Source organism: Conexibacter sp. S30A1 (assembly GCF_023330665.1).
GTDB lineage: Bacteria > Actinomycetota > Thermoleophilia > Solirubrobacterales > Solirubrobacteraceae > Palsa-465.
The window spans coordinates 1,745,719-1,758,324 of sequence record NZ_CP097127.1; the positions used below are offsets into that span (position 1 = coordinate 1,745,719).

The following is a 12,606-nucleotide window of genomic DNA, read 5'->3' on the forward strand; positions in this document are numbered from 1 at the left end:
AGCTCGACACCCTCAGAAATACCCCGACGTGCGGCCACGAAACCAGCTGTCAGCGCGATGAACCGCGACTCCGGTCTGGCAGCGTTCACCCGGGTTCAGGCGGGCGGCTGCGGGTAGCCTCCGGCGCCCGGATCGGACTGGCGGGCAACATGCTCAGCGTAGAAAACCATCCAGAACACTGAGATCACGAAGCCTATGGCGCCCACGACCAGCAGGATCAGTCCGACCGTATGGATGTTGACTCCCGCCGTCGTCACGCTGATCGCCCACCGCAGTATCGCCCCGATAGCCATCAAAACGAGTGAAACGCCTAGTCCCATGTCAGCTCCTTCGTAGACGCATTTGATTGCTTACGACTGATGGCTTAATTCCCAGGCAGTCGAGATTTGAACCACTTGAACCGCTCGCTGCGGGGACGGCGACAGGCCAGCACAGAACGGCTGACGGCTGCGAGGATGACCTGGCCGCCGCTTCACGCGCTGCTCGGCGGCCTCGGCCTCACGGCTTACCGGCCTTGGTTGACCTCAGCGCCGACTGCTCTGCAAAGCGCCGCAACGAGCCGGAGTGGCCGCGATGCGCCGCCCCGCTGGGCCCGGGCGCCTGCCGCGAGCAGCTCCCGAGCCCGGGACAAATCCCCGTGGACGCCGTCGCGGTAATCTCCAAGCATCTTGGAGCCTGCTATTTCGATCACGGTCAAGAGGGATGAACAGGCGACGCTGGTGTGCGTTGGCGGCGAACTCGACATCGCCTCCAGCCAGGCACTGGAGCGTGAGTTGTCCCAGCTGCAGGCCGAGACACTTGTGATCGTCGACCTGCGGGATGTCAGCTTCATCGACTCGACAGCACTCGGCGTGCTGGTGCGCGCACATCAGCGGGCACACGATCAGCGGCGCCGTCTGGGCGTGGTGTATGCCGAGGGTCAGGTCAGCCGCCTGCTGAGCCTGACCGGGCTCGAGCACGAGCTGCTTCTGGCCGACTCCCCTGAGCAGCTGCTCGACGGCCGCTGAGCCGCTGCGACGGCAGCGCGGCTGCCGCCCCGCCTGGCTACCAGGACATGACCACCGCCCGCAGCCCCGGCCAGCCGCCGCACAAAGCCCAGATCAGCCGCCCACCGGCTGGCGACCGCGGTCAGCCAGTGACAGGCGTAAGAGCTCTCCCTGTCCGTATGGTCCAGTGCTGATCGCGTCCACGAGCCCGGCCAGCGACTCACGGCGCGCCCGCAGCTCGGAGTCAGCTATCGGGCCCACCGCAAGCGTCATGCGGTGTTCAGCAACCGAGACGCCAACCACCAGCCGTTCACCGGCCGTCGCATCGGTGAGCGAGGCGATCTCCTCGCCGATCGCGTACAGGTCGCTGGCGCCGGCGATCGTGAAGCCCAGAGCGGCACCCGTTGCGCGCGCCACTCGACCAACCAGGTGACCGCTCAACGCAACCGGCCGACACCACATGACCACGTCCTCGCCGGACAGCTGGTGGGGACGCTCATGCCAGGTGTAACCGTGCGGCGCGCCGTGCTCGGTCTCCTCCGCAACGGTGCGAAAGCGCATCGTGACCTGCGTGCCGCCATGCGCTGGGTTGCTCACCTCCAGCTGGTCGCAGAGCGCGCTGATCAGGGCCAGCCCGAGCCCCATGTGCTCGTGCCCGCCGGCGAGCGGATCGCGAGAGAGCTGGTGGATACCCATCCCCTCGTCACGCACAACCACATCGAAGCGGCCAGCTGCGCTGTACGCAAGGACGCGTAGCGGCCCCGCCTGCCCGGGGTAGGCGTGCATGACGACGTTGTTACACGCTTCGCTGACCGCCGTCCGGACGTCGGTCGAGACAGCTTCGCCAGCGCCCGCAAACTCGAGCAGCCCGGTGAGGGCCGCACGCACGATCGCGACGCTCTGGGGCCGGCTCTCGAGCTCGAGCCCGACGCAAGCACGTTCAGAACTCACGGACGCCGATCAAGGTAGCGCACCAAGGGCCGCACCGGAGCGATCCCCTGATCGCCCGGCGTGACGAGCACGCCGGGCGCGTTGGTTCCGGGTTCACGTCCGCCCTGCGAGAGCTAAACGTCCACGGATGCCGCGAGCCGATCCAGCGTCTTTCCGAGAATGCGCGAGACCTGCATCTGCGAGACGCCGACCTCCTGGGCGATCTCACTCTGCGTGCGGTCCTCGACAAAGCGCAGCGCGAGCACATGGCGGTCACGCTCGGAGAGCTGCCTGATCGCCGGCGCGAGTGACGCCGACAGGTCAACCAGCCCGTAACGCTCATCCGTCTGGCCGATCGAGTCACCAAGGGTGGCCGCCTCACCGTCGCCGTCGTCGTGCGGCGTATCGAAGGACACCGAGTGATGGGCCGCGGCCGCCTCTGCCGCCTCCAGCACATCCGTGACGTCGATCTCGAGGAACTCCGCGACCTCTTTGTAGGTGGGCTCGCGGCCTGTCTGCGCGGTCAGCTGGCGCTGTGCCTGCGCGACCCGCAAAGCCAGCTCCTGAATGCCGCGCGGCATGTGCACAGCCCAGCCGCAGTCACGGAAGTAGCGCTTCAGCTCGCCGACTATGGTCGGCACCGCGAAGTGTTGGAAGCCCACCCCGCGGTCCGGGTCATAACGGTCAATGGCCTTGACCAAACCGAGGCTTGCGACCTGCTCGAGGTCATCCAGTGGTTCGCGCGCGCCGCGGTAGCGGCGCGCCAGCTTGCGGGCCAGCGGCAGATACCGGCTCACGAGGACGTCGCGCGCTTGGCGGTCCCGATGCCCCTGCCAGCGGCGAAACAGCTCCTCGGCCGGAACATCCCGGCCACTGATTGCGCGTGGGTCGTTGAGGACTGCAGAGCTCATATCCATGATCAGGCCGCTACCCGCAGATTACCGCGCCTAAACGGTGCGTTTCAGCTTATGCGTCAGCCTGTCTTGACGGACACCCTGGCTCCGCCGTGTGCGCGACCCAGACGGCAGCGCCGGGATCGAGCCCACCGCAGCAGGCGCGCGCGTCGCTCATGGTCGCCGGCTGAACGCGCAGCTCGACGACCGCCTTCAGACTCGGCGACAACAGTGCGCCATCTATGCTGGATGTTCGCGATGCTCGCTGCGCTCTACAGCACCGATGGAGGCTCGCCTGAGCTCGAGGTCCGCGAGATCCCGACCCCGTCACCCGGGCCTGGCCAGGTGCGCGTCCGAATCGCCATCTCCGGCGTGAACCCGACCGACTGGAAGACGCGCAAGGGACTCACGGGACGCGCCGGGACAGCGCTTGGTGGGCTACAGATCCCCAACCAGGACGGCGCCGGCACGATTGACGCGGTCGGCAGCGGTGTCAGCACCGAGCGGCTCGGGCAGCGGGTCTGGCTGCTGTTTGCAGCCCACGGCAGCCCCTACGGGACAGCCGCGGAGTACACGGTGCTACCCGAGAACAGAGCGATCCCGCTGCCCGATGCGGCGTCCTTCGAGCTCGGCGCCTCGCTCGGAGTCCCGGCGCTGACTGCGGCCTACTGCCTGGCAACCGACGGCGCGCCAGAGGGACGAACCGTGCTCGTTTCCGGGGGTGCCGGCGCAGTCGGACACGCCGCCATCGAGCTTGCGCGCTTCGAGCGCGCGGCCAAGGTGGTCGCCACGGTCAGCGGCCCACAGAAGGCGGCGCTCGCGACCCAGGCCGGGGCAGACACGGTCGTCAACTACCGCGAAGCTGACGCGGCAGATCGCATCCGCGAGGCCGTCCCCACAGGGGTCGAGCGGTTCGTGGAGGTCGCAGTCGCGGCGAACCTGGAGCTGGACCTGGCGGTGGCGGCGCCCGGTGCGGTGATCGTGGCCTATGCCGCAGACAGCACGAGCGTCGCCCAGGTGCCCGTTCGTCAGCTGATGGCGGCCAACATAGCCCTGCGTTTCATGCTCCTCTACATGGTCCCCGCGGCGGACCTCCAGGCTGCCATCGACCGCACGTCAGCGGCGCTGGCAGCTGGTGCCCTGAGCACGCTGCCGATCCAGCGCTTCAGCCTCAATCAGGCGGCAGCAGCGCACGACGCCGTCGAGCAGGGCGCGGTGGGCAAGGTCGTGATCGACCTCGACCAGCGCTGAGCCGAGCTGTCCCGCCCAGCCGCTGGCCCGCCGAGCCACTGGCCAGCCCAGCCGACTCGAGCCGCTGAAGCGCAGTGGCGGGAGGAGGATTCGAACCTCCGAAGGCAGTGCCAACTGATTTACAGTCAGTCCCCTTTGACCGCTCGGGAATCCCGCCAGCGAGCGTCGAGTCTATACGGTCGCTGCGCGTAGGCGCAGGCCCGCCCGGAACCGCTCATGCCGGCGGGCGGATCAGACCAACTCGCGCAGACGCTGCGCCTCAGGCAGCGCCTCGAGCTTCTTGAGCGTGTGCGTCTCGATCTGGCGGATGCGCTCGCGCGTGACGTTGAAGGCACGGCCGACCTCCTCGAGCGTATAGGGCCGGTCCCCGCTGAGCCCAAAGCGCATCTCGATCACCTCCCGCTCGCGCTCGGGAAGCGCAGCCAGCGCCCGGTGCAGGTTCTCACACCGCAGCCGGTCGGCTGCGATCTCAAACGGCGACTCCGCGGTCTGATCCTCGACGAGATCGCCCAACGCAGCATCCTCGTCATCACCCACAGGCTTCTCCAGCGACACTGGCTGCTGGGCCATCCGCTGCACATCGCGAACGTCGTGGACCGTGAGGCCCAGCTCAGCCGCAACCTCAGCGGCTGTGGGCTCGCGGCCAAGCCGCTGCAGCAGTGCGCGTTCCGCGTGCGTGACCTTGTTGAGCCGCTCCACCATGTGCACCGGGATACGAATTGTGCGGCCCTTGTCCGCGACCGCCCGCGTCACCGCCTGACGAATCCACCAGGTGGCATAGGTCGAGAACTTGTACCCGCGTCTGTAGTCGAACTTCTCGACCGCCCGAATCAGCCCGATGGAACCTTCCTGGATCAGGTCCAGAAATGTCAGTCCACGTCCGAGGTAGGCCTTGGCGATCGATACGACCAGGCGCAGGTTGGCTTCGATCATCTGCTGCTTGGCCTCCATGTCGCCCCGCTCGATCCGCCGCGCCAGCGCCACCTCCTGCTGCGCGGTGAGCAGCTGCGCCCGGCCTATCGCCCTCAGGTACAGGCGCAGCGAGTCCAGGCTCGGTTCGACCGTCAGATCAAGCTCGTTACGCGCGGTGCGTCCCGCTTCCGGATCGCGCTCGGCACCCGTGGTGCCGGCGTCCGCAGCGCGCGCTTCCAAGCTGTGCAGCTCTGAGCGAGCGACCCTGCCATCGGCGCCCATCACCGCGATCCCCTGCTCGTCCAAGAACTCGCGCAGCGCCTGCACCTGCTCCTTGCTCGCTTCGCAATCCTCGAGGCATGCGGCGATCTGTTCAAACGTCAGAAAACCACGCTCCTGAGCCTCCGCGATCAGGTCGCGAAAACCCTCGACATCCGCCAGCGAATGCTCGTCACTGAGTAATGCGGTCGCCTCGTCACTCATTCTCCGACTCCTTCCGGACCACGGACCAGCCATCTGCAACCGCCGACGCGCCGGTGGCTCGCGTTTGACTTGGATCCCCCTCTGGGGACCGCCGAGTGATACCACACTTTCGCGCACTTCGTACCAATCAGCACAACAGCAGAGAGCTGCGGCGGCACCCGAGGCGCTGTTCTACCCTTGACCGGACATGACCAGCGTCTCCAGCACCCACACCCAATGCCAGCTAGTTGACGTCCAGGCACAGCTACCGCCCGTGAGGCTGAGCCTCACGCGCGTGGGCGTGACGGGCGTAGAGAAGGTCATCAGGCTCAACCTCGGCGGGCGCAGCCAGCTCTTCTGGGCACGCTTCGAGTGCGTGGTCGAGCTCGGACCCGACCAGAAGGGCGCGCACATGTCGCGCTTCGAGGAGGTCGTCAACGAGGCGATCGGCCAGGTCGTACTAGGTGAGACCCCATTCCATGCCGAGACGCTCGCTGAGCACATCGCGCAGCTCGTCCGCGAACGCCAGGGCGCCCGCCGGGCCGAGGTGACCGTGGAGGCGCGCTTCCCGGAGCACAAGCCCGCACCCGTCTCCGGTATCGAGACGCAGGAGCTCTACACGTTGCACGGCTGTGCCGTGAGCACCGCCGCGGGTACGCGTCGACTGATCGGGGTCTCCGCGCAGGGTATGACCGCCTGCCCGTGCGCTCAGGAGCTCGTCGCATCGAGCGCCCGTGCGCGGCTCGGTGAGAGCGGCTACGACGGGGAGGAGATCGAGCGGATCCTCGAGGCGGTGCCGGTGGCCACCCACAACCAGCGCGGCCTCGGGACGCTGTACGTCGGCCTGCCCGAGGACGCCGGTATCGAGCTCGACGCACGCCTGCTGCTGGAGGTCGTGGAGCAATCGATGTCCTCGGAGATCTACGAGCTGATGAAGCGCAGCGACGAGGCGCACGTGGTGGAGAAGGCCCACCGCCGGCCGCGCTTTGTCGAAGACTGCGTGCGCGAGATGATCCGCGGGGTCGTCGAGCAGTTGCCGCAGCTACCCGACGGCGCGTTTGTGAGCGCCCGTCAGGAGAACCTCGAGACGATCCACCAGCACAACGTCGTCGCCGAGCGCTTTGGCACGCTCAGCGAGATCAGGTCCGAGCTCGACGGCGGCGCCTACGCGGGCCCGCACACCAGCCGACGCGCCTGGCTCGACCAGGCCGCCTGAGCGCCACAGGCGATCCACTCCGACATCCGCTAGCGTCAAGCCCATGCCACTGGTACCCATGGTCATCGAGCGCACCGCCAGAGGCGAGCGCGAGTTCGATATCTACAGCCGCCTCCTGAACGAGCGAATCATCTTCCTCGGCACGCCGATCGATGACATCGTCGCCAACCTGGTTGTGGCGCAGCTGCTTCACCTCGAGTCATCGGACCCCGATAAGGACATCTCGATCTACATCAACTGCCCGGGTGGGTCGATCTACTCAGGCCTTGCGATCTACGACACGATGCAGTTCATCAAGCCCCAGGTGCAGACGATCTGCGTCGGAATCGCGATGTCCATGGGGTCGCTGCTCTTGATGGCCGGCGCCAAGGGCAAGCGCTTTGCTTTGCCCAACAGCCGCATCCTGATCCATCAGCCCTCCTCCGGATTTGAGGGTCAGTCGACCGACATCGAGATCCACGCCCGGGAGGTCCTGAACATCCGTCGTCGCATCGACGAGATCTATGCGCAGCACACCGGCCAGACCGTCGAGAAGGTGCACGCCGACATGGAGCGCGACCGTTTCTTCAAGGCGGATGAAGCGGTCGCCTACGGCCTGATCGACCGGGTCCTCGACAAGCACTGATCCACGCGCGCATCTACTAATCTGCGGGCCATGACCAACCTCCACGAAGACGACTTCGAAGACGACGACGATCTCGGCTACGGCGACGACGACGATGAGGGCGACGCTGAGTTTGACGACCCCGAGGCCTTCGACGACCTCGAGTTCGAAGAGGACGAAGAGGACGAAGAGGACTGAGGGAAGGCGCTTTGGTGACGCGCCAGCCCCGCTGGGCTGGCGCTCACTTCGGGTGTGACGGCTAACTGACGCTGTGCTCGATCTGCCCCAGCGACTCGACCTCGATCCTGACCGTGTCGCCTGACTGCAGGTAGCGCGCAGGGCTCATACCCTGCCCGACCCCACCCGGGGTGCCGGTCAGGATGAGATCCCCGGCGCGCAGCGTGCAGGTCTCGGATATGAAGGCGAGCAGCGCCTCGATCCCGAACACCAGGTTTGAGGTGTTTGAATTCTGACGCAGCTCGCCGTTGACCCAGGTTCGGATCGCGAGGTTCCCGGGATCCGGAACCTCGTCGGCGGTCGTCAGCCACGGCCCGAACGGGCAGAACGTGTCGGCGCCCTTGCCCCGCACCCATTGCGGCTCGCGCCCCTGCAGGTCGCGCCCGGTCACGTCGTCAGCCACGCAATATGCGGCGGCCGTCCCACCCTGACCGATCGCGATCATCAGCTCACCCTCGTAGTCGAGCTTGGCGACCACCGCCGGCTTGACGATCGGCCCCGACGGCGCCGTCACCGAGTTGGCGGCCTTGAGGAACACCGTCGGCCACTGGGGGCTCGCATGACCCATCTCCGCGATGTGGTCCGCGTAGTTGAGCCCGATCGCGAAGATCGTCCCCGGGTGGGGGATCGGTGCGAGCAACCGCACGTCGCTCAGCGCGTACTGGCCCAGGTCCGCTTCGGTGGAGATCGTGCCGGCCAACACGTCACGGACCGCGTCGGCGCCGCGCGCGAAGGCCCGCACGCGCTCTCCGTCGACGACGCCGCCGAGCGGCTCTGGGCTTGAATCGGTGGTGAAGGTCGCGAGTTTCATACCGCCAGGCTAATCGAGCGAGACGAGTGCCGTCGCTGCCGACGGGCCGCCGCTGCGCCTCAGCCCGGCAGGTCGCGGTAGAGCTCGGGCCGGCGGTCGGCAAAGACGTCGTTGCGAGGCCCAAGCGACTTGTCGTCCGCGGCGCTCAGCTCGAGCTGAGCCGTGATCGTGACGGCGCGGTCGGCGTAGACCGGCCCGGCGAGCGGGTATCCGTCCGGCCCGACGATCACCGTGCCGTTGACCCAGACCACCCCCCGCTCCACCGCTGCACGGTCACAGCAGGCGATGAACACGCGGTTGATGGACGCTGCCGCCTGCGCTCGCACAACCTCCATCGAGCGCTCCCCCGGCGGGCATGGCTCAGCCGGCCAGTTGGTCGGCACGCACAGCAGCTGCGCGCCCATCAGCGCCGCACCGTGCACCCATTCGGGAAACTCGAGGTCGTAGCAGACCATCGTCCCGAGCCTGCCAAAGCGGGTGTCGATAACCGCCGGCGGCTGGTCCCCGGGCCGGAAGAACTGCGGCTCGCGCCCCCACAGGTGGGCCTTGCGGTACACGCTGCGCAGGCCGCGCTCGTCCACGACGATGGCGCTGCTGCGCAGCACGCCAGCCTGCTGGTCTGACTCGCACAGCCCTGAAACGACCACCACCCGGAGGCTCTTGGCCAGCTGTTCGAGCGCGCTCACCATCGGGCCATCGAGCGGCTCGGCGAGCGCACGTGCCTCGCCCGGATCGGCGAACACGTAGCCGCTGTTGGCCAGCTCGGGCAGCACGATGATCTCGGCGCCGTCAGCCGCCGCAGCGGCGACCGCGTCCAGGCAGGCCTGCCGGTTGCGCTTTGCACTCCCGACCTCGAGCTCGACCTGGCAGCAGGCGACCGTGACGCTCAACGGATGGCTCCCTGAGGATCTGGCAGGCCGGGGGCGAGGATCCAGAGGATGCGTGCCCCCTCGTCTCCCCGGGCCCGCCACGTGTGCGGGACCGAGGCGCCGAACGTGAGCGCATCGCCTGTGCCCAGCGTGAAGCTCTCTTCTGCGAAGCTGACCTCCACCTCGCCGCGCAGCACGAAGCACACCTCGCACTCACTGGGCAGGGCATAGAGCTCGCTGCCGCCGGAGCCGCCGGCCGGCACGACCGATTCGAGCACCGTGACGTGGCGCTCGTCGGCAGGGGTGATGAGCGTGTCGACGACATCCGCGTCCTTGGGCAGCTCGGCCAGGCGCGGCCGATCAGAGCGACGTACAAGCGTAGTCTCAGGCTCGCGGAAGAGGTCCGCCAGCGGCAGTCCGAGCGCGCCGCAGAGCGCCTCGAGGCTCGCGATCGAGGGGCTCGTGATGTCCCGCTCCACGCGCGAGAGGAAGCTCTTGGTCACCCCGGCGCGCTCAGCGACCTCCCCAAGCGAAAGGCGGCTCTGCTCGCGCGCGTGACGTAGACGCGCACCTATACGGATGTGCTTTGAGGCAGCCATCGTCGCGCTCGAGCGCACAGTAGCCGAAGCGCGTCCACGAGCATCGGTGTCGCAGTCCCTTTAGCGGACCTCGGCGGGGTCAAAGCCTCCCCGCAGCCGAGCCGATCAGCCTTCGCAGGCTCGCCCTCACTGTCAGCAGGCCGATCAAGCCGCCGCCGAGTACCACCCAGGCAGGGAACGCGGCGCTGTCGACCGTCCACCGTCGTAGCGTGAGCAGCGTCAGCAGCGATCCGAGCGAGCTTGCGATGAACGCACTCGCACTCTCGCTCTGTGGCGCGCGGTAGGCCTTGCGGATCGTCGGCAGGGCTGCGAAGGCATCGCCGAGCACGCTGGCGCCCACCGCAAGGTACCCGCGGCCGCTGAGCGCCCAGACGACGACCGCCAACAGGGCGCAGGCCGCACACCAGAGGTCCCACCGCTCGAGCGCCGCGAAGCCGGCGCGCCTGCCGACCGACGCGGCAAGCACGAGCAGCGGGCCGAGCCCAAGCGAGAGCGTCACCAGCGACGCAAGCCCCACGCCCGCGCTCAGCTCAGCGGCGAAGGCGATCAGCGGTAGCAGCGCCCACAGCGCCCAGCTGACGCGATTTGGGCGGGTGCGGCCGCTGAGCGTGGCCTGCGCGTAGCGAAGGTTCCCAAGCAGCGGCAGCACCGCGCCCGCGATCGCAAAGCGCGGGTCGATCATCGGCGAGGCTGATCGCTCGGGTGCCAAGCCATCGCCTCCGCTTGTATCACCCGCTCAAGTCGAAGCGTGCGCGAGCTCGCGCTCGGACTCTGCCACCGCGAGCTGCTCGGCACCGACATCGATCGTGCGCGACAGCAGCCAGTAGACCAGCCCGGAGACGGCGAGCCCGACCAGCCAGGAGATGTCAACGTCCGAGAGCTGCTTTGCGACCGGACCCGTGTAGGTGAAGCCCGCCAGGCTCGGCAGCACCATGAACGGGATCTCGGCGGCGAAGCCGACGAAGTAGGCCACCAGCCCGCGCCAGGCCCAGGTGCGGTACAGGCCGTCCGGTCTGAAGAGGTCCGTGATCGCGTAGTGACCGTGACGCACGAAGAAGAAGTCGACCAGGTTGGTGGCCGTCCACGGCACGAGCAGGTAGAGCATCAAGGTCAGCGAGTTGGAGACCGTGGTCGCCGCGTTGGAGGAGATCGTCTCGCCCACCACAAACCAGATCACGGTCAGCACGAGGATGCCGCTGACGCGCGCCGCACGGGTTGGGCGGATGCGCTTGAACGAGTCGATCGCCGTGAGCAGACTGAGCATGCCGCCGTAGGCGTTCATGCCCATCGTCGCGATCAGTCCTGCCGCCAGTAGGATCGCGGCCACGGTCCCCAGCGGGTCGAAGATGTTGTTGCCGGCAACCTTGGTGCCGGCCAGACCGTCGGTCGCCCCGAGCCGTATCGCAAGCCAGGCCCCGAGCGCGATCAGCCAGACCGGCGAGCCGGCGGCGCCGAGGAAGACCGAGGCGATCACCTTGCGGGCCTCGGTCAGCTTCGGCAGGTAGCGCGAGTAGTCCGAGACGTAGGGCGCGTAGGTGATGTTGTAGGCCGCCGCGATCGAGAACTGCGCCATGAACGCGGTGAACACGAAGCCGAGGTGCTGGTGCGGCGCGTGCCCACCGGCGTCGCCGAGCAGCACGCCGATCGAGAGAATGCTCACCACCGGCAGTGCGAGCAGCAGAATCGCCCGGAAGGCGCGGTGCACCCAGTCGTGACCCCAGATCGCGATCACGGCCGCAACCACGGCGGAGAGGGCGGCAACCACGGTGGGGTTGAACCCGAAGCTGGTCTGGAATCCCTGGGCCGTCAGCACCTGGTCGGTGACGTTGAACGCCAGGTAGGTGAAGAGCGTCGCAAACAGCGGCACGAGCACGCCGCGGTAGCCGAACTGCGCGCGTGACTGGATCATCTGCGGCAGCCCGAGCATCGGCCCCTGGGTCGCGTGGAAGGCCATGAAAAGGGTGCCCACGAAGATGCCCAGCGCGCCTGCCAGGACGGTCCAGCCCAGCGAGAGTCCCATCGCCGGGCCGACAAAGCCGATCGGGATCGTGAAGTACTGGAAGTTGCCCAGAAACCAAAGTGGCGCCTGATGCCAGAGCTTGGCGTGGCGCTCCTCCTCTGGCACCCAGTCGATCGACCGGCGCTCAACCTCAAAGGTCGGCGGCACCTCCGCCACCCTGACCGGGATCTCTTCCTCAACGCTCATCGACGCTGCTCCCTCCGCTTGTACTCGGCCACACCCGCGTGGTGCCAGAACCATCTCCGATGCGCAAAAGTACACGAACGTTGTCTCATGCGCAATAAGTTCGGTCCTCGGGGCAGTTCACGCCGCCGCGGCCACGGCACCCGCAGCCTGGTCAGGTCCGAGCCGACAGGTGCTCATGCACGCACAGCCAGCGACCGGCGCGCTCGACCAGCACGATCGTCTCGCGCTCGTGGGTGGACACGAGCGCGCCGTCCCACTCGAGCTCGGTGTCCACGTCGTGGGTGAAGATGGCCGTCGTACCGAACATCTGCAGCCGAGCTGCGCTCGAACGGCACGAGCGCACGTGAAAGCCGTGCTCGCGCTCCCAGCGCTCCCACTCCGCCTCGTATTCGGCGCGTGACCGCAGAACCCGCGGCTGGTCCGGAAAGATGAACGTCGCGTCGGCGTCAAAGCCGGCGAAGTACTCCTCGCGCCTGTGTGCGCCAAAGTCTCCGACGATGCGGCGCGCCACGTCCATGACAAGCTCTGCCTGAGCGGTCATGCACACACCCCTCTCGGCTGCACAGCGCCAACGCGCTCGTGCACGTTGATGACTAATAAGCAATACTCGTAGCCTATAGCGTAACAGGG

General features: G+C 67.6%; 15 protein-coding genes and 1 tRNA gene. 5 read left to right on the plus strand and 11 right to left on the minus strand.

Annotated elements, in window-relative coordinates:
* Window positions 1–95: 95 nt before the first annotated feature.
* A complete protein-coding gene (locus M3M54_RS08645; RefSeq protein ID WP_249018640.1) occupies window positions 96–320 on the minus strand; it encodes a hypothetical protein in 225 nt (74 codons plus the stop codon).
* 348 nt (window positions 321–668) lie between these two features.
* Between M3M54_RS08645 and M3M54_RS08650 the strand changes: the two genes are divergently transcribed.
* Window positions 669–1,007 carry an STAS domain-containing protein gene (locus tag M3M54_RS08650; RefSeq protein WP_249018641.1) on the plus strand — a complete coding sequence of 113 codons (339 nt, stop codon included), beginning with the start codon at window positions 669–671 and terminating at the stop codon, window positions 1,005–1,007.
* A 93-nt stretch (window positions 1,008–1,100) separates the two neighbouring features.
* On the opposite strand, the gene M3M54_RS08655 is transcribed toward M3M54_RS08650, so the two are convergent.
* Together M3M54_RS08655 and M3M54_RS08660 are read right to left on the minus strand one after the other, a co-directional pair.
* Window positions 1,101–1,937: an ATP-binding protein gene (locus M3M54_RS08655; RefSeq protein ID WP_249018642.1), complete on the minus strand. Its 837-nt coding sequence runs from the start codon at window positions 1,935–1,937 to the stop codon at window positions 1,101–1,103.
* A gap of 113 nt (window positions 1,938–2,050) precedes the next feature.
* Window positions 2,051–2,827 carry a SigB/SigF/SigG family RNA polymerase sigma factor gene (locus M3M54_RS08660; protein WP_249018643.1) on the minus strand — a complete coding sequence of 259 codons (777 nt, stop codon included), beginning with the start codon at window positions 2,825–2,827 and terminating at the stop codon, window positions 2,051–2,053.
* A 240-nt stretch (window positions 2,828–3,067) separates the two neighbouring features.
* Here M3M54_RS08660 and M3M54_RS08665 point away from each other — a divergent pair, with 240 nt between their 5' ends.
* Entirely contained in the window at window positions 3,068–4,060 is a 993-nt protein-coding gene (locus M3M54_RS08665; RefSeq protein ID WP_249018644.1) for an NADPH:quinone reductase, read from the plus strand.
* 75 nt (window positions 4,061–4,135) lie between these two features.
* On the opposite strand, the gene M3M54_RS08670 is transcribed toward M3M54_RS08665, so the two are convergent.
* Window positions 4,136–4,217: transfer RNA gene (locus tag M3M54_RS08670), tRNA-Tyr, on the minus strand.
* A gap of 74 nt (window positions 4,218–4,291) precedes the next feature.
* Window positions 4,292–5,455, minus strand: coding sequence for an RNA polymerase sigma factor RpoD/SigA (locus M3M54_RS08675; protein WP_249018645.1), 1,164 nt, complete (start codon window positions 5,453–5,455; stop codon window positions 4,292–4,294).
* A gap of 187 nt (window positions 5,456–5,642) precedes the next feature.
* Here M3M54_RS08675 and mptA point away from each other — a divergent pair, with 187 nt between their 5' ends.
* Genes mptA through M3M54_RS08690 form a run of 3 tightly spaced genes read left to right on the plus strand, consistent with a single transcriptional unit; the run spans window position 5,643 to window position 7,452 of the window.
* A complete protein-coding gene (mptA, locus tag M3M54_RS08680; RefSeq protein WP_249018646.1) occupies window positions 5,643–6,650 on the plus strand; it encodes a GTP cyclohydrolase MptA in 1,008 nt (335 codons plus the stop codon).
* Window positions 6,651–6,693: 43 nt separating this feature from the next.
* Window positions 6,694–7,275, plus strand: a complete 582-nt coding sequence (locus M3M54_RS08685) for an ATP-dependent Clp protease proteolytic subunit (protein WP_249018647.1) — start codon at window positions 6,694–6,696, stop codon at window positions 7,273–7,275.
* A 30-nt stretch (window positions 7,276–7,305) separates the two neighbouring features.
* Complete coding sequence (locus M3M54_RS08690; RefSeq protein ID WP_249018648.1) at window positions 7,306–7,452, plus strand: hypothetical protein; 147 nt, start codon at window positions 7,306–7,308, stop codon at window positions 7,450–7,452.
* 61 nt (window positions 7,453–7,513) lie between these two features.
* Here M3M54_RS08690 and M3M54_RS08695 read toward each other — a convergent pair whose 3' ends face one another.
* The 6 genes from M3M54_RS08695 to M3M54_RS08720 form a co-directional block, all read right to left on the minus strand.
* Window positions 7,514–8,302 (minus strand): fumarylacetoacetate hydrolase family protein, encoded by a 789-nt coding sequence (locus tag M3M54_RS08695; RefSeq protein ID WP_249018649.1) that lies wholly within the window; start codon window positions 8,300–8,302, stop codon window positions 7,514–7,516.
* A gap of 59 nt (window positions 8,303–8,361) precedes the next feature.
* Window positions 8,362–9,192, minus strand: coding sequence for a nitrilase-related carbon-nitrogen hydrolase (locus tag M3M54_RS08700; RefSeq protein ID WP_249018650.1), 831 nt, complete (start codon window positions 9,190–9,192; stop codon window positions 8,362–8,364).
* Window positions 9,189–9,770: a helix-turn-helix domain-containing protein gene (locus M3M54_RS08705; protein WP_249018651.1), complete on the minus strand. Its 582-nt coding sequence runs from the start codon at window positions 9,768–9,770 to the stop codon at window positions 9,189–9,191. The genes M3M54_RS08700 and M3M54_RS08705 overlap by 4 nt, the downstream gene beginning before the upstream one ends.
* A 79-nt stretch (window positions 9,771–9,849) precedes the next feature.
* Window positions 9,850–10,452 (minus strand): hypothetical protein, encoded by a 603-nt coding sequence (locus tag M3M54_RS08710; protein ID WP_249018652.1) that lies wholly within the window; start codon window positions 10,450–10,452, stop codon window positions 9,850–9,852.
* Window positions 10,453–10,506: 54 nt separating this feature from the next.
* A complete protein-coding gene (locus tag M3M54_RS08715; RefSeq protein ID WP_249018653.1) occupies window positions 10,507–11,976 on the minus strand; it encodes a cytosine permease in 1,470 nt (489 codons plus the stop codon).
* Window positions 11,977–12,127: 151 nt separating this feature from the next.
* Window positions 12,128–12,517: a nuclear transport factor 2 family protein gene (locus M3M54_RS08720; protein WP_249018654.1), complete on the minus strand. Its 390-nt coding sequence runs from the start codon at window positions 12,515–12,517 to the stop codon at window positions 12,128–12,130.
* Window positions 12,518–12,606 lie beyond the last annotated feature (89 nt).

What these genes read in the sequence shown, in the direction of transcription:
- M3M54_RS08665 (WP_249018644.1), top strand. Translation starts at nt 3,068, where the DNA reads ATGCTCGCTGCGCTCTACAGCACCGATGGAGGCTCGCCTGAGCTCGAG.
- M3M54_RS08660 (WP_249018643.1), bottom strand. Translation starts at nt 2,827, where the DNA reads ATGAGCTCTGCAGTCCTCAACGACCCACGCGCAATCAGTGGCCGGGAT.
- M3M54_RS08705 (WP_249018651.1), bottom strand. Translation starts at nt 9,770, where the DNA reads ATGGCTGCCTCAAAGCACATCCGTATAGGTGCGCGTCTACGTCACGCG.
- mptA (WP_249018646.1), top strand. Translation starts at nt 5,643, where the DNA reads ATGACCAGCGTCTCCAGCACCCACACCCAATGCCAGCTAGTTGACGTC.
- M3M54_RS08715 (WP_249018653.1), bottom strand. Translation starts at nt 11,976, where the DNA reads ATGAGCGTTGAGGAAGAGATCCCGGTCAGGGTGGCGGAGGTGCCGCCG.
- M3M54_RS08675 (WP_249018645.1), bottom strand. Translation starts at nt 5,455, where the DNA reads ATGAGTGACGAGGCGACCGCATTACTCAGTGACGAGCATTCGCTGGCG.
- M3M54_RS08645 (WP_249018640.1), bottom strand. Translation starts at nt 320, where the DNA reads ATGGGACTAGGCGTTTCACTCGTTTTGATGGCTATCGGGGCGATACTG.
- M3M54_RS08710 (WP_249018652.1), bottom strand. Translation starts at nt 10,452, where the DNA reads ATGATCGACCCGCGCTTTGCGATCGCGGGCGCGGTGCTGCCGCTGCTT.
- M3M54_RS08685 (WP_249018647.1), top strand. Translation starts at nt 6,694, where the DNA reads ATGCCACTGGTACCCATGGTCATCGAGCGCACCGCCAGAGGCGAGCGC.
- M3M54_RS08720 (WP_249018654.1), bottom strand. Translation starts at nt 12,517, where the DNA reads ATGACCGCTCAGGCAGAGCTTGTCATGGACGTGGCGCGCCGCATCGTC.
- M3M54_RS08690 (WP_249018648.1), top strand. Translation starts at nt 7,306, where the DNA reads ATGACCAACCTCCACGAAGACGACTTCGAAGACGACGACGATCTCGGC.
- M3M54_RS08695 (WP_249018649.1), bottom strand. Translation starts at nt 8,302, where the DNA reads ATGAAACTCGCGACCTTCACCACCGATTCAAGCCCAGAGCCGCTCGGC.